The sequence below is a fragment of the Lonsdalea populi genome, assembly GCF_015999465.1.
Lineage (GTDB): Bacteria > Pseudomonadota > Gammaproteobacteria > Enterobacterales > Enterobacteriaceae > Lonsdalea > Lonsdalea populi.
In genome coordinates, this window is the sequence record NZ_CP065534.1 from 24925 (window position 1) to 44536 (window position 19612).

Below are 19612 nucleotides of genomic sequence, written 5' to 3' on the forward strand. Positions count from 1 at the left end.
AATCCCCACGGCTCACCCCCTTACCACCCTTTAATGCAGCAAGGGGGAAACCCCGCCGTCAGCTGGGATCGCGGTCAATAGCGAACGCGGACCAGGTCTGACGCACCGGCATCACTTCCACACGGTTGATATTGATATGGTCCGGCAGCGTGGCGATATAGAAGATCTGCTCTGCGATATCTTCCGCCGTCAGCGGCGTGGTGCCGCGGTACAACTGGTCGGAGGCGGCCTGATCGCCCTTGGTCCTGACCAGCGTGAATTCGGTTTCGGCGATGCCGGGGGCCAGATCGGTGACGCGCACGCCGGTGCCTTGCAGATCGCAGCGCAGGTTATAGCTGAACTGTTTCACAAACGCCTTAGAGGCACCGTAGACGTGGCTGCCGGGGTACGGCCATTGTCCGGCGATGGAGCCGAGATTGATAATGCTGGCCCCTTTGCCCGTGTGAATCAGCGTCGGCAGCAGCGCGTGCGTCACGTTCACCAGCCCTTTGACGTTGGTGTCGATCATGGTGTGCCAGTCTTCCAGCGCGACCGTCTGGGAGGGCTGCGGCGCCAGCGCCAGTCCGGCGTTGTTGACCAGTGCTTTCACCGCCTTGAAGTCGTCGGGCAGGCTGTCCACGAGTGTCTGAACCGCAGCAGCGTCACGGACGTCCAGCGTGGCGATAAAGGTCGGCGTTTTTGGGGATAGTTCGTCATACAGCGCTTGCAGGCGCTCGGCCCGACGCCCGGTGAGGATCAACGACCAGCCCTGTGCGGCGAAGTGGCGGGCGGCGGCCTGCCCGAATCCGGAGGTGGCGCCGGTGATAAATACGATGTTTGGCATGAAACGTCTTCTCCCCTCAATCAATTGGTCCGTGGGCCTGTGGTGCGCTCCACGGCGAAAAAATGACTTTACGAATCCCGGCGGCGCCGTCATAGGGCCAGTTGGGAAAAAGCGATGGGACACACCTTCTGGCCCAACGATTATCCGCAACTGGCTCTATCGCATCGGCCGGATTTGTTTTTAGTCTGCCATGACAGAGTTCGATTCCGATAGCCGCCGACCGTAAGACGGTCGTTGAGGGGGACAAGAAGATGACCGCACCATCAAACGCCACGGTCCGTCAGCTCGACAGACAGTATGTTTTTCACTCCTGGTCGGCGCAGGGCGGCTTAAATCCGCTGGTCATTGCGGGCGGCGAGGGCTGCCGTCTGTGGGACTACGACGGGAAGACCTATCTCGATTTCAGCAGTCAGCTGGTGAATACCAATATCGGCGCTCAGCACCCGAAGGTCGTGGCCGCGATCAAGGCGCAGGCGGATCAGCTGACGACGATTGCGCCCGCCACGGCGAATCTGGCGCGTGGCGAAGCGGCGAAGCGCATTGTGTCGCTGGCGCCGGAGAACTTCAGCAAGGTGTTCTTCACCAACGCGGGTGCCGACGCCAACGAGAACGCCATCCGCATGGCGCGTCTGTTCACAGGAAAGGACAAGATCCTTTCCAGCTACCGCTCCTATCACGGCAACACCGGCAGCGCGATTGGCGCCACCGGCGACTGGCGTCGGTTGCCGAACGAATATTTCCGCGGCCATATCCACTTTTTCACGCCATACCTGTACCGCAGTGAGTTTCACGCCACCACCGAGGAAGAGGAGTGCCAGGCGGCGCTGCATCATCTGCGTCGGACTATCGAGTGCGAAGGCCCCGGCACCATCGCCGCTATTTTGCTGGAAACCATTCCCGGCACGGCAGGGATTTTGATGCCGCCGCCGGGCTATCTGGCGGGCGTGTCCGCGCTGGCGCGGGAATTCGGCATCCTGCTGATTATGGACGAGGTCATGGCCGGGTTCGGACGTACCGGCCGCTGGTTTACCTTCGAACACTACGGCATCACGCCGGATTTGATCACCTTCGCCAAGGGCGTGAACTCCGGCTATGTGCCCGCGGGCGGGGTCATTATTTCCGATCCGATCGCTCACTTCTTCGATGACAGGCTGTTCCCCGGCGGGCTGACCTACTCCGGGCATCCGCTGGCGATGGCGGCGATTGTCGCGACGTTAGACGCGATGGCGGAAGAGGGGATTGTCGATAACGCCGCGCAGGTGGGCGACGCCGTTCTGGCTCCGGGACTGCGTGAGTTGGCGGAAAAATACGACATCGTCGGCGAAACGCGCGGGAAAGGGGTGTTCCACGCGCTGGAATTGGTGATCGACCCGGTTGCCAAAACGCCGATGCCCGCGGACAAAATGGCCCAGCTCAAGGCTGACCTGTACGCGCGCGGTATGCTCGGTTTTCTGGCTGAAAACCGAGTACACGTTGTGCCGCCGTGCGTGGTGACGGCCGACGAGGCACGGCAGGGGCTGGCGATGATTGACGACGCGCTCGCTGCGCTTAGCGCAACGCTCGGCTGATATTTACCGCTTTTCCCGCTGCTTTGTCGCAGCGGGTATTCCTGCTTCCCGCTCCGTTTTCTCTTGCTCCATATCAACGCAAACTTGCCGCCATTTGCACCAATTTAGCCATAAATTATCGATATATTGCCGACAACGTCAGCAATCCTGCGCATTTTGTAAGGTTATCCGGCTAAGCCTGAAAATGGCACGGAAATCGCATACATCAGAATAAGAAAACCTAACCACCCGGTCAAAATTGCCAGAGGGAGAACCGCAATGAGCCAATTTATGTCCGCTGAGGAACCCTCCGTCTTGACGCTGAAAACCGCGACGGCCAGACCCGCCGTGGTGGTGCGCGACGCCAATATCATTTATCCATCGGCCGACCAGTCGGTGCATGCGCTGAAAGACATCAATCTGACCATCCGACAAGGCGAGTTCGTGTCGTTTATCGGGCCGTCCGGCTGCGGGAAAACCACGCTATTGCGTGCCATAGCCGATCTAGAGCCGCTGACCTCCGGCGAGGTGAAAGTCAACGACATGACGCCGTCCGAGGCGCGGCAGGCGGGCGCCTACGGCTACGTGTTCCAGTCGCCGGTGCTGCTGCCGTGGCGCACGGTGCTGGCGAACGTGATGCTGCCGCTGCAAATTCAGGGACGTCCGCCCGTCCAGAGCGAGGCCATCGCGCGCGAACAGCTGGCGCGGGTCGGGCTGGCGGGCTTCGAGAAGACATTTCCGTGGCAGCTGTCCGGAGGCATGCAGCAGCGCGTCTCCATCGCCCGCGCGTTGGGGTTCTCTCCGCAGATCCTGATGATGGATGAGCCGTTCGGCGCGCTGGACGAACTGACGCGCGACAACCTCAACCAGCAGCTACAGCAGCTGTGGTACGCCGAACAGCGCACGATGGTGTTCGTCACCCACTCGATCGCGGAAGCGGTCTATCTCTCTACCCGCATCGTCATCATGTCGCCGCGCCCCGGCCGTATCGTCGATGTGCTGACGTCGCCGCTGCCGCCCGAGCGAGATCTGTCGCTGCGCGACACGCCTGAATTTATTCGTCTGGCGCAAGAGGTGAGGGAAGCGTTGGTGGAGGGGCACCATGAACACTAACGCTTTGCGCCATCACGCGCTGCCGATAGCCGTGGTGTTGGTTGCTGCCGTAGCCAGCTGGTATCTGCTCGCCATCGTCCTCAATGCGCCGGGCGCGATTGAACGCACGCTGGCGCCGAAGGGCGCCTGGAGCTGGCGCGATCTGGTCGGCGTCACGCTGTCCATGCCGCGTCCGGTGCTGCCCGCGCCGGATCAAATCATCACGGATATTTGGACCAGCCTGACGCGCTGGCCGGTCACTTCGCCACGCAACCTGCTGCTGCACACCTGGGTCACGGCCAGCGCCGCGCTGACCGGCTTCGCGCTGGGGATCGTGCTGGGCATGTTGCTTGCGGTCTGTATCGTCCACTCCCGCACGCTCGATAAAGCGCTGCTGCCTTGGATTGTGGCGTCGCAGACCGTGCCGGTGCTGGCGATAGCGCCCATCGTGCTGATTATTCTGGGCAGCATGGGGATTACGGGGCTGCTGCCGAAAGCCACCATCGCCATGTATCTGTGCTTTTTCCCGGTGACGATCGCCGCCGTTCAGGGGCTGCGATCGCCGCAAAAAATGGAGATGGAGCTGGTGCGCACCTATGCCGCCAGCCGGGTCGACACCTTTTGGATGGTACGGCTGCCGTCGTCGCTGCCATACCTGTTCCCCGCTTTCCGCGTTGCGATTGCCAGCGGGCTAGTGGGCACGATGGTCGCCGAGCTGCCGACCGGCGCGCAGGCCGGACTGGGCGCGCGTTTGCTGACCGGTTCTTACTACGGCAACACCATCCAGATCTGGTCGGCGCTGGTCATGGCGTCTTTGCTGGGATTGGCGCTGACGGCGTTGGTCAGCCAGATAGAGCGTCTGGTGATGATGTCGCGCAAGGGGGGACGATGAAAGCAAAAGCGATATCAGGCGTGGTGATGCTGGTTGCCGCGCTGACGATGGTGCTGTTGGCGTTCAGTCAATGGCTGATGACCGGCGATGTCGCCGACCGCTACCTCATGCTCGGCGTGATCTTGTTCGCACTGGTTGCCGTGCTGCTGGGTTTTTCTCCTTTATCGTCGCTATGCCGTTGGCTGTTGTTGACGGTGCCCGTCGTGGGCGCGGCGGGTTGGCTGATCGTCCTCGACGGCGGCGGGGCCGCCTACTGGCTTTCGTTGACGGCGGTGGCGCTGCTGGCCTGCCTAAGTGTTCAGCGGCTGGCGGGCGTCAGCGACGTTGCCTTGCCGCCGAGTCTGGTGGCGACGCTGTTTGGCCTGTGGGTGCTCTACTTCTGGCAGCTGCTGGTGACCGTATTTGCGGTGCCGCAGGTGCTGCTGCCCACGCCGCTGAATATTGCGCGCGCGCTGTATGAGGGCGCGGAGCTGCTGGCGGGTGACGTGATGCAGACGGTGGTGAAATCGGTGCTGATTGGCTACGCGCTGGGCTGCGGACTGGGCGTCCTCGTCGCTTTGTTGATCGACCGGCTGCCGTTTTTGCAGCGCGGGCTGCTGCCGCTGGCCAATCTGACCAGCACCATCCCGCTGGTGGGCGTCGCGCCTATCGCCGTGATGTGGTTTGGATTCGACTGGCCTTCTAAGGCGGCGGTGATCGTGCTGGTCACGTTCTTCCCGGCGCTGGTCAGCACGCTGGCGGGGTTGCAGGCCAGCGGGAAAATGGAACGCGAGCTGATGTACTGCTACGCCGCCAGCCCGCGCCAGACGCTGTTCTCATTACGTTTGCCCGCCGCGCTGCCGTTCATTTTCGGCGCGCTGAAGGTGAATGCCACGCTGGCGCTGATCAGTGCGATTGTGGCGGAATTTTTCGGCTCGCCGACGGCCGGACTGGGGTTCCGCATCTCGACGGAGGCGGCGCGCATGCATATGGCGACCGTCTGGGCGGCGATTGTGGTGGCGTCGGTCGTCGGGTCGCTGGCGTATGCCCTGCTGGTCAGACTGGAGAAGCAAATTAACTTCTGGCATCCCGCTGTGCGCGGTATGTCGTAATCGCGGTGCGGCCGCGAGACGGAAGCTTTGTGTTCACTTAACGCTGAGGATACCTCTGATGATCAAACGTTCTGCTATTCGTCGTGGACTGTGGTTGACCGCCTTGTCGTTGTGCGGCTGTATGTCGGCGTATGCCGCCGAGAAAGTCACTCTGCAGCTGAAGTGGGTGCCGCAGGCGCAGTTCGCGGGCTATTACGTCGCGCAGGAGAAAGGCTACTACCAGGAGGAAGGGCTGGACGTGGTCATCAAACCCGGCGGCACGGATATCTCGCCGGTGCAGGTGATCGCCGGCAAGTCGGCGGACGTGATCGTCAACTGGATGCCGGATGCGCTGGCGGCGCGTGAAGCGGGTGTGCCGCTGGTCAACATCGCGCAGATTTTCGACCGCTCCGGCATGATGCTGACCTGCAAAAAATCGAGCGGCGTGAGTACGCCGGCCGACCTGAAGGGGAAAACGCTGGGCGTCTGGTTCGGCGGCAACGAGTACCCGTTCTTTAACTGGATGAACAAGCTGGGCTACAAGCCCGATGTGGATATCAAAGTGTTGAAGCAAGGGTTTAACGTCGATCCGCTGTTGCAAAATCAGGCGGCCTGCATTTCCGCCATGAACTATAACGAGTACGGGCAGCTGATCGACGCGGGCATGAAACCGGACGATCTGATCACGTTCCCGTATGAGGATCAGGGCGTCTCCACGCTGGAAGACGGCCTGTACGTGCTGGGACCGAGCCTCGGCGATCCGGCGTTCGTCAACAAAATGGCTAAATTCCTGAAAGCGTCGTACCGGGGCTGGAACTACGCGGTATCGCATCCGCAGGAAGCGGCGGAGATTATCGTTGAGCAGGATGCGTCGGGCGCGGCCACGGTTGAGGTGCAGCAGCGTCAGATGGAAAACGTCGCCAAGCTGATCACACATGCCAACACGCCGCAAATCGGCTACCTCGACCCGGCGGCTTATCGCCGCACGGTGGACGTGCTGCTGAACAGCGGCGGAACGCCGGTCATCAAAAAAGATCCGGGCGATGCCGCCATGAGCCACGTCGTGTGGGACGCCGCGGCGAAATAGCGAAGGTGATTCAGGATAGGCTCTCATCGCCAAGGATGGCGGTGGTTTCCGTGTATCAGTGAGAACGTGAATGATGTGGAATAGCAAAGTGTCAGACGCACAGGCCTCCCCGCTCCTGAATGGCTCGCGAACCGCTGAACGCGGCGAGGGCACGGAGAAAGGGCGTATCCGGCAGGATAATGAGGCCATCATTTTGCAGGCGGCGGAGCAGATCTTCGCGCGTTACGGCTTCAAAGGGGCCACGATGGCGCTGATTGCCGAGGCGGCCGGTTTGCCCAAGGCCAACCTGCATTACTACTTCGGCAACAAAGAAACGCTGTATTACACGGTACTGGATGACATCCTGCACGACTGGCTGGCACCGTTGGATGATTTTCAACCGCAGGCCGACCCGAAAACGGCGATTGAGCGCTACGTGATTCATAAGATGTACTTCAGTTTTGAACATCCAGAGGCGTCGCAGCTGTTCGCCAATGAAATCTTGCAGGGCGCCCCGAGGGTGCACGCGCGTTTGCAGACGGAACTGCGCCAGCTGGTGGACGAAAAATCGGCGGTGCTGGAAGGTTGGATTGCCGCAGGGCGCATGAAGCCGCTGGATACCCGGCACTTCTTTTTCTCTGTCTGGTCGATGACGCAGACCTACGCGGATTTCTCGGTGCAGATCGCCGCCGTGATGGGCGACGATGCGGGTTCTGTCGCGGCACAGCGGCGCGCCACCGATCATGTGCTGAGCTGCGTATTTCGCATTTGCGGGCTGGAGGCGTAGTACGGCCTCTCTTCCCGAAGAGGCTGTGTGGATTGAGACCAACCGCCGCTGAATACCCTGTGCAACGCGGGCCAACAAGTTGCCGCCAACCTGTCGTGATGTCCCCCGAACATCGCTTTGCGTGATAGCTCTCCCTCGTTTTTTCCTTCTTTGCATCAAAAGATCGTCCTTGATCATATTTGTAGCAAAAGTGGTGCGAACTGCACCAAATGGAGACGATCAAGCCTTCATCGTGAAAAGTGATGGACTGATAACCCCTTGTTTTACGTGGATTCACCGGTTGCCAAAAAGATGGCACATAAATCGCATCATTAGTTTACAAAACCTAACCAGTTGGTCAGATTTTATCCGCGCGCCGCGGCGCACCAGCGACGCCGCTTCGTTTTCTTAATGAGCAAGAGGCCGCCCGGCGATATCACGCGCCCGCTGAGATCATTGCACGCCCCTGTTTCCGACAGGGCTTGGACAGAGGAGTTCGACGCATGAAAAACCAGACCCCTGTGGGGGTAAACACCCCCGGTATCCGGGCTGAGCGGCTGAGGCAGGAGGAGTACGCCCGTCAGTTCAGCGACAGCGCGCCGCCGCTGACCGGCACTCAGGCCGTGATTGAGGCGGATCGCTGTTACTACTGTTTCGACGCGCCCTGTACGCGGTCGTGCCCGGCGGATATCGACGTGCCAAGCTTTATTCACCGCATTGCGCAGAACAACGTGCGCGGGGCCGCCGAGGCCATTTTGCAGGAGAACGTGCTGGGCGGCATGTGCGCCCGGGTCTGTCCGACGGAAACGCTGTGCGAGCAGGCGTGCGTGCGCAACGATCAGGACGGCAAACCGGTGAAAATCGGCCTGCTGCAACGCTTTGCGACCGACGCCTACTTCGCTAATCCGGGACGGCCGCTGTTTATGCGTGCCGCCGCCACCGGCAAAAACGTCGCGGTGGTGGGGGCGGGACCGGCGGGATTGACCGTCGCGCACCGGCTGGCGGTGAGCGGTCATAACGTGGTGATCTTCGACGCCCGCCCCAAGCCCGGCGGCCTGAACGAATACGGGCTGGCGGCGTACAAGACGACCGACGACTTCGCCCAGAAGGAGATAGCCTGGCTGCTGTCCGTCGGCGGTATTGAGCTGCGTCTCGGCCAGCGGCTGGGGCGCGACGTGACGCTGGAGCAGCTGCGGGCCGGGTTCGACGCCGTGTTCCTTGGCATGGGGCTTGCAGGCGTCAATGCGCTGGGCATTCATGAAACGCCGCTGACCGGCGTGCGGGAAGCGGTCGACTTTATCGCGGCGCTGCGTCAGGCCGCGGATCTCAGCCGGGTGCCCGTCGGCCGTAAGGTGGTGGTGATCGGCGGCGGGATGACCGCCGTCGATGCGGCGGTGCAGGCCAAAAAGCTGGGCGCGCGCGAGGTCACGCTGGTCTACCGCCGCAGCGAGGCGGAAATGAAGGCGTCGCCCCATGAACAGGCGTGGGCCAAACAGTGCGGCGTCACCCTGCGTTTCTGGTCTGCGCCCCAGGCCATTCACGGCGAAAACGGCGCGGTGACGGGTGTGTCGTTCGCCGTGATGCAGAGCGAAGACGGCAAGCTGGCCGCCAGTGGAGAAACCTACACGCTGCCCGCAGACATGGTGCTGAAAGCGATCGGTCAGACCTACGACCCGGCGCCTGTCGGTGACGCTATCCGGCTCATAGATCGGCGCATCGCGACGGACGAGGCGGGACGCACCTCCGTGCCGGGCGTCTGGGCGGGCGGTGACTGCTGCGCCGGCGGATTGGATCTGACGGTGGACGCGGTGCGGCAGGGCAAAATCGCCGCCCGCGCCATCGATTTGGCCTTAACCGTGTCGGGACGCCAGGTCGTCAACGACGCATCGATGTCTGTATTGCTGGACCGGGGGTGTGCTCATGGCTGATCTCAGTACCGAATTCCTGGGCATTAAAAGCCCGAATCCTTTCTGGCTGGCCTCCGCACCACCGACGGACAAAGAGTACAACGTAGTGCGGGCGTTCGAAGCCGGCTGGGGCGGCGTGGTGTGGAAAACGCTGGGGATTGATCCGCATGTGGTCAACGTCAGCGGCCCGCGCTACGGCACCTTGCTCGGCGCCGACCGGCGGGTGCTTGGCCTGAATAACATCGAGCTGATCACCGACCGGCCTCTACACGTCAACCTGGAGGAGATCGCCCGTGTCAAGCGCAACTGGCCGGATCGCGCCGTGATTGTGTCGATTATGGTGCCGTGCGAAGAGGAGGCCTGGAAATACATTCTGCCGCTGGTGGAGCAAACCGGCGCCGACGGCATCGAGCTGAACTTCGGCTGTCCGCACGGCATGAGCGAGCGCGGCATGGGCGCTGCGGTGGGGCAGGTGCCGGAGTATATCGAGCGGGTGACGCGCTGGTGCAAGCAGTATTGCCGCCTGCCGACCATCGTCAAATTGACGCCCAACATTACCGACATCCGCTATCCGGCCCGCGCGGCCCGTGGCGGGGGGGCCGATGCGGTATCGCTGATCAACACCATCAATTCGGTGATTGGGGTGGATCTCGACCAGATGAGCATCCATCCCAACACAGGCGGCAAGGGGTCTCACGGCGGCTATTGCGGCCCGGCGGTGAAACCTATCGCGCTCAACATGGTGGCGGAAATCGCCCGCGATCCGGACACTGTGGGATTGCCCATCTCCGGCATCGGCGGCATTTCCACCTGGCGCGACGCCGCCGAATTCATCTCGCTGGGCTGCGGCACGGTGCAGGTGTGTACGGCGGTCATGGTGCACGGTTTCCCGATTGTGCGCGACATGATCAACGGCTTAAGCAACTTTATGGACGAGAAGGGCTACCGCACGCTGGACGATTTTCGCGGACGCGCCGTGAGCAGCGTCACGGACTGGCGCTATCTCAACCTGAACCACGTCGACAAGGCGGTGATTGATCAGTCGAAGTGCATCAAATGCGGGCGCTGCCACCTGGCCTGTGAAGATACCTCTCATCAGGCCATCACCCACATGAAAGACGGCGAGCGCCATTTTGAAGTGAAAGAGGAAGACTGCGTGGGCTGCAACCTGTGCGTTTCCATCTGCCCGGTGGAAGACTGCATCACGCTGCGCAGCCTGGCGCCCGGCGAGGTGGACGAGCGGAGCGGCAACGTCGTCAGCGAAAAATACGCTAACTGGACCACGCATCCCAACAATCCGATGGCGACCGAGGCCGACGCGCGCTGAACCGCGCGCGTTTTCATCACTGACGGTGGCGGTTTCCGCAGCAAGCGGGTGCGATCACCGGCGAAAAAGAGGGAGATAACGATGAATCACACTCTGTTGATTAAAGGCGGCACCGTCGTCAATGCCGATCGCCAGTTCCGCGCCGACGTCCTGTGCGTCGACGGCGTAATTGCGGCCGTGGGCGATGCTGCCCAATTCGATGTGCCGGCGGGCGCCGAGGTGGTGGATGCCGGCGGCCTGTACGTCATGCCGGGCGGGATCGACCCGCATACGCACATGAATTTTCCGTTTATGGGCACCGTCACGGTGGACGATTTCTACAGCGGCACGGCGGCGGCGCTGGCGGGCGGTACGACGACCATCATCGACTTCGTGATCCCGAATCCCCGGCAGTCGCTGATGGAGGCGTATCACCTCTGGCGCGGCTGGGCGGAAAAGTCTGCGGCCGACTATAGCTTCCATGTGGCGATCACCTGGTGGGATGAGAGCGTGCGCCGGGATATGGGCACGCTGGTGCGGGAGGAGGGCGTAAACAGCTTCAAGCACTTCATGGCCTACAAGAACGCCATCATGTGCGACGACGAAATGCTGATGAACAGCTTCCGCCGCGCGCTGGAGCTGGGTGCGATGCCGACGGTGCACGCCGAAAACGGGGAGATGGTGTATCTGCTGCAGCAGGAGCTGCTCAGGCAGGGGATCGCCGGGCCGGAGGGACACCCGCTGTCGCGCCCGCCCGAGGTGGAAGGAGAGGCGGCCAACCGGGCCATCACCATCGCCAATGTGCTCGGCGTGCCGATTTACGTCGTGCACGTCTCCTGCCGGGAGTCGGCGGAGGTGATTGCCCGCGCCCGCGCCCGCGGCCAGCGGGTCTACGGCGAAGTGCTGGCCGGCCACCTGACCATCGACGATCGCGTGTACCGCGACCCGGATATCCGGAAAGCGGCGGCGCACGTCATGAGCCCGCCCTTCCGGGCCAAGGGCCATCAGGAGGCGCTGTGGCGCGGCCTGCAGTCCGGCCAGCTGCACACGACGGCGACCGATCACTGTACGTTCTGCGCCAGCCAGAAAGCGGCGGACGGCGGCGACTTCACCAAGATCCCCAATGGTTGCGGCGGCGTGGAGGAGCGCATGGCGGTGGTGTGGGACGGCGGCGTCAACAGCGGGCGCCTGACGCCCAGCGAATTCGTGGCCGTCACGTCGGCCAATACCGCGCGGCTGTTCAACCTCTATCCGCGCAAAGGGTGCGTGACGGTGGGCGTGGACGCCGATCTGGTGCTGTGGGATCCGAACGGCAGTCAAACGCTTTCCGCCGAAACCCATCACTCCCGCAATGACTTCAACGTATTCGAAGGCCGCACGGTGACCGGCATTCCGGTGTACACCGTCAGTCAGGGCGTGGTGGTGTGGTCGGAGGGCGATCTGCGGGCGCAGGAAGGGGCCGGTCGCTATATCAAACGTCCGGCGTTCGGTCCGGACTTCAGCGCGGCCGCCGCATGGGAAAAAGCCCGCGCGCCGCAGAGCGTTCAGCGCTAACGGCTGAACAGTGACAGTAATGCATTGACCGTGAGGAAGCGACGATGAGTAATGACATGTTAACGGTAGCGGACAACGTGACGACGGCCGACGTGCGGGTAAACGGCGAACGCCTGTGGCAGTCATTGATGGACCTGGCGCAGATCGGCGCGACGCCGAAGGGGGGCGTATGCCGCCTGACGCTGACCGACCTCGACCGGCAGGGCCGCGATCGGCTGGTGAGCTGGGGCGAGGCCGCCGGGCTGTCGGTGGAAGTGGATAAGATAGGCAACGTGTTTATGCGCCGTGCCGGGCGCAACAATGCGCTGCCGCCGATCGTGGCCGGTAGCCACATCGACACCCAGCCGACCGGCGGTAAGTTCGACGGCAACTTCGGCGTGCTGTCCGCGCTGGAGGTGATCCGCACGCTGAACGACCAGAAGATTGAAACCGAAGCCCCGGTCGAGGTGGTGTCCTGGACCAACGAAGAAGGTTCCCGTTTCGTACCGGTCATGATGGGGTCCGGGGTGTTTGCCGGCGTCTTTCCGCTGGAATACGCCTATGCCGCGACGGATGTGGACGGAAAGACGGTCAAGGATGAGCTGGAGAAAATCGGCTATGTCGGGCCGCAAACGCCGGGCGATCATCCTATTGGCGCCTACTTCGAAGCGCATATCGAGCAAGGGCCGATTCTGGAGGATCAAGATATCGAGATCGGCGTCGTGCAGGCGGTGCTGGGCATCCGCTGGTACGACTGCGTGGTGACAGGCATGGAGTCTCATGCGGGGCCGACGCCGATGGCGATGCGCAAAGATGCGCTGCAGGTTTCCACGCGCATCATGCAGGAAGTGATCAACATCGCCGATCGCTTCTCGCCGCACGGCCGCGGTACGGTTGGGATGGTGCAGGTGCATCCCAACAGCCGTAACGTGGTGCCGGGCAGCGTGAAGTTTTCCATCGACTTCCGCAATATCGACGACGCGTCGGTGGACCAGATGGATGAGGCGCTGAAAACTTATCTCAGCGGCCTGATGCAGGAAACCGGTCTGGATATTCAACTGACGCAGGTCTCGGACTACCCCGCCGCGCCGTTCCATCCGGAGTGTAAAGAGGCGGTGCGCCGCGCGGCGCAGGCGCTGGGGTATTCGCACATGGACATCGTCTCCGGCGCGGGCCACGACGCGGTTTACATGAGTATGCTGGCGCCGACGGGGATGATTTTCATCCCATGCAAGGACGGCATCAGCCACAACGAAATCGAGTATTCTTCGCCCGAACAGGTGACGGCGGGCGCCAATGTGCTATTGCATGCGGTGCTGGAAACGGCGGGCGTCGTAGGGCGCGGTTAAGCCGTTGACGATGACCGGCGGCCCCCGGCGACGTTACGGCGCCGGGCGTTACCGCGCGGCAATGCCGGGAGTGCGGGGCGAAACGCACTCGCCCGCGAACCGGATGCCGCTCCGCGGATGAGCGCCGGCGCTTATCCCACCGTTTCCTGCATGGCGCGTTCCACCTCTTCCGCCAGAATGGCAATTCCCTGCTCAATCTTCTCCGGCTCCGGCACATAGTTCATGCGCAGACACTGGTAGGCGTGCGGCCACTCCTGCGTCAGTCCGGGGAAGAAGTAGTGGCCGGGGACCATCAGCACGCCGCGCTGTTTCAACCGCTGATACAGCGACTCGGTGGTAATGGGGAGATCTTTGAACCATAGCCACAGGAAAATCGCCCCTTCCGGCTTGTGGATCAGGCAGCGCTCCTCCGGCAGATAACGGCGAATAATCTCGATGGCGTGCTGAACACGCTGCTGATAAAACGGACGCACGACGTCGTTAGACAGCCTCAGCAGGTCGCCGCGCCGGATCATTTCGTGCGCGATGGCGGGGCCGATAGAGCCGGGCGCCAGGTTGATGATGCCGTTCATATTGCTCATCGCGTCGATCACCTCTTCGGCCGCGATCACGATACCGCAGCGGGAGCCGGGCAGGCCCAGCTTGGAGAGGCTCATGCACAGAATGATATTCTGGTTCCACAGCGGCGTGGCGTCGCTGAAGATGATGCCGGGAAACGGGACGCCGTAGGCGTTGTCGATAATCAGAGGGATTTCATGCTGGCGGGCCATCGCGTCCAGCTGACGCAGTTCGTCGTCGGTCAGCACGTTGCCGGTCGGGTTGGTCGGGCGCGATACGCAGATCGCCCCGATATCGTCGGTAATATGCAGCTGTTCGAAGTCGACGTGATATTTGAACTGGCCTTCCGGCAGCAGCTCTATCTGCGGGCGCACGGAGACGAACATATCTTCGTCCAGGCCGGAATCGGCGTAGCCGATATACTCCGGCGCCAGCGGGAACATCACCTTGCTGCGGCTACCGTCGCTTTTTCGTCCGCCGAAGAGATTAAATAAGTGGAAAAACGCACTCTGACTGCCATTTGTCAGAACAATATTCTGTGGTCCTATCTCCCACCCCAATGTCTCGCGCAGCAGATCGGCCAGTGCATTCAGGAGTGTATCTTTTCCCTGTGGGCCGTCGTAGTTGCACAGCGCATCGGTCAGTTTGCCCTGTTCCAGCAGATCGCCGCACAGGGATTTAAAATAGTCATCTATGACCGGAATATGCGCGGGGTTTCCTCCGCCAAGCATGATGGTGCCGGGCGTGCGCAGCCCATTGTTCAGGTCGTCCATCAGTTGAGTAATACCGGAGCGGTGGGTGAATTTGTTGCCAAAGACGGAAAAGTTCATAGCTTGTCAATAAATGCTGAAACACGAATGAGGCCGCCACCTTACCCCGTGTGTTATCCCGGTGCAACGCGGGATGAATATCGCTTTCTTCGTTTGTTCCAGTGATATTTCTTATGGCAGCATAAAATATCGTCGCGTTTAATTTAGCTTTGTGGTCGTTCCTGAGAGTGATGCTGGAGGCTGAAACCGCGTCAGCAACGATCGGCTTCACCTCCCACTTTTAGTGCAAAAAGTTCAAAAACACTTAACAATTCTGTGACTCCTTCAGCAAAACCACACCAAAAAAACAGCATAAATACACGCAGTGATGGTAGTCACATTTTGGCCGGTTCGGCATTTGTAGTCTTCAATGGTTAGAGCTAAATCAATTCAGCCACTGAGGATGCATAGCATGAAAAAGTTATTGGCTTTGGGCGTTTCCCTGGCGTTGGTGTCCTGGCAGATTTCCGCACAAACGTTTGTGCTGACTGATGCTGAAGCGAATGTCGAAAAGGGCAACTGGAAGGTCGGTAGTGAGACGCTGAAGGTGAAGGACTCGGCTTTCAGCATTGAGCAGAAAGTGCTGCACGGCGGGCGTCAGGAGGGCAGTAAAATCATTACCATCACCAGCCCCGACGGACTGCAGATTACGCTGAGCCCGACGCGCGGCATGGATTTGCTGCATGTGACCGGCAAAAATATCCGCCTTGGGTGGGACTCGCCGGTCGATGAGGTGGTTAACCCGAATACGATTACGCTGGAAAGCCGCAATGGGCTGGGGTGGCTCGAAGGCTTCAACGAAATGATGGTGCGCTGCGGTTATGAATGGACCGGCCACCCGGTCACCAGCGACGGCATGCTTTATACCCTGCACGGCCGCGCAGGCAATACGCCCGCCTCCAAGGTGGTGGTGGATATCGACGACAAAGCGCCGCATACGATCGTAGTACGCGGCCTGCTGAAAGAAAACAGCTTCAAGAAATCCAATCTGGAGACGTGGACCGAGCTGCGTTACGTTCCCGGCAGCGAGTCGTTCACGATTCATGATGTGCTGACCAACAAGGCGGATTATCCACGCGATTACCAAATCATCTATCACAGCAACTTCGGGACGCCGATTTTGGAGCAGGGTGCTCGCTTCGTCGCGCCGGTCAAAGAGATCTCACCCTTTAATGATTATGCGAAACCTGGCCTGAAAGACTGGGAGACCTATCAGGGCCCGACTAAAAACTTCGATGAGATGGTATTTAACGTTGCGCCTTACGCGGACAAAGACGGCAAGACGCTGGCGGCGCTGGTGAACAAGGCGGGCGATAAGGGCGTTTCGATTGCGTTTGATACCCGCCAGTTGCCCGTGTTGTCCCTGTGGAAAAATACGGATACCGAAAAGCAGGGCTACGTGACGGGTATCGAACCCGGCACCAGTTATGCCTATCCGGTGACCGTCGAACGTAAAATGGGACGCGTCAAACAGTTGCAACCAGGGCAAAGCACGACCTTTGAACTGACTTATAGTCTACTGAGCAACGCGGATTCGGTGCAGAAGACGGAACAGCGGGTGAAAGAGATTCAGGGGAGCCAGTCGACGATGGTAACGGAGACGCCGATGGCGGTGGAATAATTCTTCTGCAGCCATGATTTCCTCTGACATCCCCGGTCAGCGAAAGCAGCCGGGGATGTTGACGTTCAAATCATGAGCGTGACGAAGGCGGGTTGACACAATTTTCTTTCACGTCGCCGGTCAGCGCAGCGATCAAGTTATCCACCGCACAGGCGGCCATGGCATAACGGGTTTCGTGGGTGGCGGAGCCGATATGCGGCAGCGCCACCACGTTGGGCAGCGTTAACAGCGGCGAGTCCACCGGCAGCGGTTCGGTTTCAAAGACGTCCAAGCCGGCACCCAGCAGTTGGCCGTTACGTAGCGCGTCGATTAGAGCGAGCTCATCGACGACGGGGCCGCGTCCGATGTTGATCAGGATGGCGCCAGGCTTCATTTTCTCCAGCCGTTCGCGATTGATAAGGTGGCGTGTTTCCGGGGTTAGCGGCAGCGTAATGCAGAGGAAGTCCGACTCGGTCAGCAAGGTCTCTAACTCGTCATAGTGGGCGTTGAAGCGCCGTTCGGCTTCAGGATGACGACGGCGGGCGTGATAGCGGACAGGCATGTTGAAACCAAAGTGGGCACGCTGCGCGACCGCCATACCGATGCGGCCCATGCCCAGTATGCCTATCGCTTTGTGGTGAACATCGACGCCGAACCAGTCGCTGCCGATACTGCGCCGCCACTCTCCGGCTTTGACGCGTTCTGCGGATTCGAGCGCGCGGCGGGCTGTCATCAGCATCAGCGTCATCACCGTATCCGCCACGGTATTGGTCAATACGGTAGGCGTGTGCATCAGCAGCGCATTTTTTTGATTTAGCGCGGCGACGTCGATATTGTCGTACCCGACAGAAATGGTCGAGACAGCACGCAGGCGCGGCAGGTGGGAAAGAAACGCTTGATCGATTTGTCCACCGGCCCCGATCAGCCCTTCCGCCCTAGCCAGGGACGGGTCGTTAACCGGTGGGAGGTTTTGACATTCATTGACCGTGAAGTGAGACGACAGGCGAGCGCGTAAATCTTCGGGGATGCGGCCGTACAGAATAATTTCAGGTTTCATGATTAAGCTCCGGCTATGACGGGGGATCGTCGATAAGATGGGAGAAATAACCCGCAGAAGGGTGACTGAGTCTAAAGAATACTGCAAATTAGTGAATCAAATTAAAAGAAATAGTGCCATATCATCGTTACAGCGCGCGTCATGGTTTTACAATAGATTGACCTTTTGTCCGCTTTTGTGGCCGTTACGTTTGTTAGGAGGTGGGAGAAAAGTAAGGAATACACAGCTGGCTGGATAGCTATGCTTTTGAGTTACAAAGGACTATTTAACAAGGAAAGCGTCGATGACGCTTTAGCCACCATGGATACAGGAGGAAGAAATGGACACATATTCAGCCCTGGTAGAGCGGTTGCAGCACCGTTTACAGCAGAGGGACCATACGCCTCTCTATGTCAAATTCAGTGATGCTTTGCAACAGGCCGTGCAAAATGGCGATCTTCGCGAGGGAAATTTTCTACCCAGCGAACGAGAATTTTGCCGTCTGCTGGGCATTTCCCGTATCACTGTACGCAACGCATTGAAACTACTGGAATCACGTAACGTGGTCGTGCGCACGCGAGGATACGGCACCTACATCAATTTCCAGATGGAATATCAAATCGGCAGTGCCGCCAGCTTTAGTTGCCAGGTGACGGGGAAAGGAAAAAATCCGGGCACGATGTGGCTGGAGAAAAAGGTGGTGCCGTGTAGCGAAGAGGTAGCCGAACAGTTGGCGCTACCGCCGGATACGTCGGTTTATTGCCTGCTACGCCATCGTTATATCGAAGATGAACCCGTTTCCATCGTGACATCCTATGTCCCTACCGCGTTAATAAGCGATCCGGGAGAGATTGGGGTTTCACTCTACGCCTACTTCAAATCTCAAAATATTTCGCCGCAACATACACGTAACTGGGTGACGGCCAAGGCATCGGATGAGCACTTCATGTCTGTGATGAATATCAAGGCATCAGTGCCGATGCTGGTGCTTAAACAGCAGGTGTGTGATGAGGAAGGCGTTCCCATCGAGTTTAGTATTAATTGTTGTCGTGCCGACCGATACGTTTTCGTATCGGAGCAGTAAGTTCGAACCCAACAATCTGCGTTATCGTCTCTAAGCGTTGATAGCGGGTCGGTGAGACACCGTCCCGCTATCGAATGATCGTTAAACGTCCTTCCTCTTTTCCCGCTTTAGTCGCAGCGCCAGTAATTGGCGAGCGTAGTGGCCAATGTCGCAGCGGTTGACATCGTCAAGCTGCTGACGCCACAGCGGATCGATCGCCTCCACGCCATGCAGCGCTCCGCAAATCGTGGTCGCCATCGCGCCTATCGTATCGGTATCGCCCCCCAGATTGGCGCACAGCACGGCACAACGATTGGGCTGCGTTCCCGCCAGTTCCACCATGGCGATGGCCGATGGAACGGAGTCCAGAATATCGCTGGTCGTTCCCAACAGCTGGTAAATGCGATCCATCGTACTTTCCGTACCGCCGGAGTGGCTGGCAATATCCAACGCCAATTCAATACGTGCGGCCATGGACGCGTGATAGGTCGTCACCCGCCTTTCCTGAGCCGCTCTGGCGACGGCCGGGAGCTGGTCGCGCAGCCTTTCCCAGCAGACGCCCTCCACCGCCTGAGAGACCGCCCAGCCAATGACGGTTGCACCGGCGATAGCGACATCGGATTTATGCGTCGGGCTGGAAGCGAGTTCGACATCGGTAATAAAGCGATCGAGCGAGTGTACTGGCACCACGCATCCTAACGGTGATATCCGCATCGCTGAGCCATTGGTGACGCCATTGGTGACGCCATTGTTTTCCAGATCGCGGATAGCGGCCCCATTTTTCTGCGCCGCCAGTGCGATTTTGGCGCTGGGGCCGAGCATGACTTTGCTATAGGCATCCACTCGATCAGCCCAGGCGAGAATGTGAGCGGCGATAGTATCAGGCACCACTTCACCCTGACATTCAATCAGCGCATCCGCCAGCGCCAGTGCCATGGCGGTATCGTCGGTAAACTCGCCGGCTTTGAAGTAGCGAGCGACGACATTGTCCTGCGGCCCGTCCAAAAAACGGTCTATCCAGCCAAAGTGCGCCTTGACGCGCGTGCGCGGCCAAAGTTCGGAAGGCATTCCCATAGCATCGCCCAGCATCTGGCCGTAGAGCGCTCCTGCGATGCGATATTCTTTTTCTTGCGACATGATCATTCCTCCTGCATTTCCCTGATCAAAACAGGATAGCGCCCTTCCGCAACGCGGA

The 19612-nt window shown here is 60.1% G+C and carries 16 protein-coding genes; 12 read left to right on the forward strand and 4 right to left on the reverse strand.

The window, feature by feature from the left end; genetic code table 11:
- Window positions 1–58: 58 nt before the first annotated feature.
- Window positions 59–823: an SDR family NAD(P)-dependent oxidoreductase gene (locus I6N93_RS00125; RefSeq protein WP_085687616.1), complete on the reverse strand. Its 765-nt coding sequence runs from the start codon at window positions 821–823 to the stop codon at window positions 59–61.
- Between the two features lie 251 nt (window positions 824–1074).
- Here I6N93_RS00125 and I6N93_RS00130 point away from each other — a divergent pair, with 251 nt between their 5' ends.
- From I6N93_RS00130 to I6N93_RS00175, 10 genes are all read left to right on the forward strand, one after another.
- Window positions 1075–2391 (forward strand): aspartate aminotransferase family protein, encoded by a 1317-nt coding sequence (locus I6N93_RS00130; RefSeq protein WP_085687614.1) that lies wholly within the window; start codon window positions 1075–1077, stop codon window positions 2389–2391.
- A 258-nt stretch (window positions 2392–2649) separates the two neighbouring features.
- The gene (locus I6N93_RS00135; RefSeq protein ID WP_085687612.1) at window positions 2650–3483 is read left to right on the forward strand and encodes an ABC transporter ATP-binding protein; all 834 of its coding nucleotides are present in this window, start codon (window positions 2650–2652) and stop codon (window positions 3481–3483) included.
- Entirely contained in the window at window positions 3473–4354 is an 882-nt protein-coding gene (locus tag I6N93_RS00140) for an ABC transporter permease (RefSeq protein ID WP_085687610.1), read from the forward strand. The genes I6N93_RS00135 and I6N93_RS00140 overlap by 11 nt, the downstream gene beginning before the upstream one ends.
- Window positions 4351–5445, forward strand: a complete 1095-nt coding sequence (locus I6N93_RS00145) for an ABC transporter permease (protein ID WP_085687608.1) — start codon at window positions 4351–4353, stop codon at window positions 5443–5445. Before I6N93_RS00140 ends, I6N93_RS00145 begins: the two co-directional genes overlap by 4 nt.
- A 58-nt stretch (window positions 5446–5503) precedes the next feature.
- Window positions 5504–6511, forward strand: a complete 1008-nt coding sequence (locus I6N93_RS00150; protein WP_085687606.1) for an ABC transporter substrate-binding protein — start codon at window positions 5504–5506, stop codon at window positions 6509–6511.
- A 70-nt stretch (window positions 6512–6581) separates the two neighbouring features.
- On the forward strand, window positions 6582–7277 hold the full coding sequence (locus tag I6N93_RS00155; protein WP_232100091.1) for a TetR family transcriptional regulator C-terminal domain-containing protein: 696 nt from the start codon (window positions 6582–6584) through the stop codon (window positions 7275–7277).
- Window positions 7278–7759: 482 nt separating this feature from the next.
- Entirely contained in the window at window positions 7760–9184 is a 1425-nt protein-coding gene (locus tag I6N93_RS00160) for an NAD(P)-dependent oxidoreductase (RefSeq protein ID WP_085687604.1), read from the forward strand.
- The gene (gene preA / locus I6N93_RS00165; RefSeq protein ID WP_085687602.1) at window positions 9177–10490 is read left to right on the forward strand and encodes an NAD-dependent dihydropyrimidine dehydrogenase subunit PreA; all 1314 of its coding nucleotides are present in this window, start codon (window positions 9177–9179) and stop codon (window positions 10488–10490) included. Before I6N93_RS00160 ends, preA begins: the two co-directional genes overlap by 8 nt.
- A gap of 81 nt (window positions 10491–10571) precedes the next feature.
- The gene (gene hydA / locus I6N93_RS00170; protein WP_085687601.1) at window positions 10572–12023 is read left to right on the forward strand and encodes a dihydropyrimidinase; all 1452 of its coding nucleotides are present in this window, start codon (window positions 10572–10574) and stop codon (window positions 12021–12023) included.
- A 44-nt stretch (window positions 12024–12067) separates the two neighbouring features.
- A complete protein-coding gene (locus I6N93_RS00175) occupies window positions 12068–13351 on the forward strand; it encodes a Zn-dependent hydrolase (RefSeq protein WP_085687599.1) in 1284 nt (427 codons plus the stop codon).
- 131 nt (window positions 13352–13482) lie between these two features.
- Here I6N93_RS00175 and I6N93_RS00180 read toward each other — a convergent pair whose 3' ends face one another.
- The gene (locus I6N93_RS00180; protein ID WP_085687597.1) at window positions 13483–14739 is read right to left on the reverse strand and encodes a valine--pyruvate transaminase; all 1257 of its coding nucleotides are present in this window, start codon (window positions 14737–14739) and stop codon (window positions 13483–13485) included.
- A 391-nt stretch (window positions 14740–15130) separates the two neighbouring features.
- On the opposite strand from I6N93_RS00180, the gene I6N93_RS00185 reads away from it, so the two are divergent.
- On the forward strand, window positions 15131–16339 hold the full coding sequence (locus I6N93_RS00185) for an aldose 1-epimerase family protein (RefSeq protein WP_085687596.1): 1209 nt from the start codon (window positions 15131–15133) through the stop codon (window positions 16337–16339).
- Between the two features lie 70 nt (window positions 16340–16409).
- Here the strand turns inward: I6N93_RS00185 and ghrB are convergent, their stop codons facing one another.
- Window positions 16410–17375 carry a glyoxylate/hydroxypyruvate reductase GhrB gene (gene ghrB / locus I6N93_RS00190; protein WP_085687594.1) on the reverse strand — a complete coding sequence of 322 codons (966 nt, stop codon included), beginning with the start codon at window positions 17373–17375 and terminating at the stop codon, window positions 16410–16412.
- Window positions 17376–17694: 319 nt separating this feature from the next.
- Here ghrB and I6N93_RS00195 point away from each other — a divergent pair, with 319 nt between their 5' ends.
- Window positions 17695–18438 carry a GntR family transcriptional regulator gene (locus tag I6N93_RS00195; RefSeq protein ID WP_085687592.1) on the forward strand — a complete coding sequence of 248 codons (744 nt, stop codon included), beginning with the start codon at window positions 17695–17697 and terminating at the stop codon, window positions 18436–18438.
- An 81-nt stretch (window positions 18439–18519) separates the two neighbouring features.
- Here the strand turns inward: I6N93_RS00195 and I6N93_RS00200 are convergent, their stop codons facing one another.
- Window positions 18520–19554, reverse strand: a complete 1035-nt coding sequence (locus tag I6N93_RS00200) for an ADP-ribosylglycohydrolase family protein (RefSeq protein ID WP_085687590.1) — start codon at window positions 19552–19554, stop codon at window positions 18520–18522.
- Window positions 19555–19612: the final 58 nt, after the last annotated feature.

Coding starts and splice junctions, on each gene's coding strand:
- I6N93_RS00135 (WP_085687612.1), top strand. CDS start 2,650: ATGAGCCAATTTATGTCCGCTGAGGAACCCTCCGTCTTGACGCTGAAA.
- I6N93_RS00200 (WP_085687590.1), bottom strand. CDS start 19,554: ATGTCGCAAGAAAAAGAATATCGCATCGCAGGAGCGCTCTACGGCCAG.
- I6N93_RS00125 (WP_085687616.1), bottom strand. CDS start 823: ATGCCAAACATCGTATTTATCACCGGCGCCACCTCCGGATTCGGGCAG.
- I6N93_RS00180 (WP_085687597.1), bottom strand. CDS start 14,739: ATGAACTTTTCCGTCTTTGGCAACAAATTCACCCACCGCTCCGGTATT.
- I6N93_RS00175 (WP_085687599.1), top strand. CDS start 12,068: ATGAGTAATGACATGTTAACGGTAGCGGACAACGTGACGACGGCCGAC.
- I6N93_RS00155 (WP_232100091.1), top strand. CDS start 6,582: ATGATGTGGAATAGCAAAGTGTCAGACGCACAGGCCTCCCCGCTCCTG.
- hydA (WP_085687601.1), top strand. CDS start 10,572: ATGAATCACACTCTGTTGATTAAAGGCGGCACCGTCGTCAATGCCGAT.
- ghrB (WP_085687594.1), bottom strand. CDS start 17,375: ATGAAACCTGAAATTATTCTGTACGGCCGCATCCCCGAAGATTTACGC.
- I6N93_RS00130 (WP_085687614.1), top strand. CDS start 1,075: ATGACCGCACCATCAAACGCCACGGTCCGTCAGCTCGACAGACAGTAT.
- I6N93_RS00140 (WP_085687610.1), top strand. CDS start 3,473: ATGAACACTAACGCTTTGCGCCATCACGCGCTGCCGATAGCCGTGGTG.
- I6N93_RS00185 (WP_085687596.1), top strand. CDS start 15,131: ATGAAAAAGTTATTGGCTTTGGGCGTTTCCCTGGCGTTGGTGTCCTGG.
- I6N93_RS00145 (WP_085687608.1), top strand. CDS start 4,351: ATGAAAGCAAAAGCGATATCAGGCGTGGTGATGCTGGTTGCCGCGCTG.
- I6N93_RS00150 (WP_085687606.1), top strand. CDS start 5,504: ATGATCAAACGTTCTGCTATTCGTCGTGGACTGTGGTTGACCGCCTTG.
- preA (WP_085687602.1), top strand. CDS start 9,177: ATGGCTGATCTCAGTACCGAATTCCTGGGCATTAAAAGCCCGAATCCT.
- I6N93_RS00195 (WP_085687592.1), top strand. CDS start 17,695: ATGGACACATATTCAGCCCTGGTAGAGCGGTTGCAGCACCGTTTACAG.
- I6N93_RS00160 (WP_085687604.1), top strand. CDS start 7,760: ATGAAAAACCAGACCCCTGTGGGGGTAAACACCCCCGGTATCCGGGCT.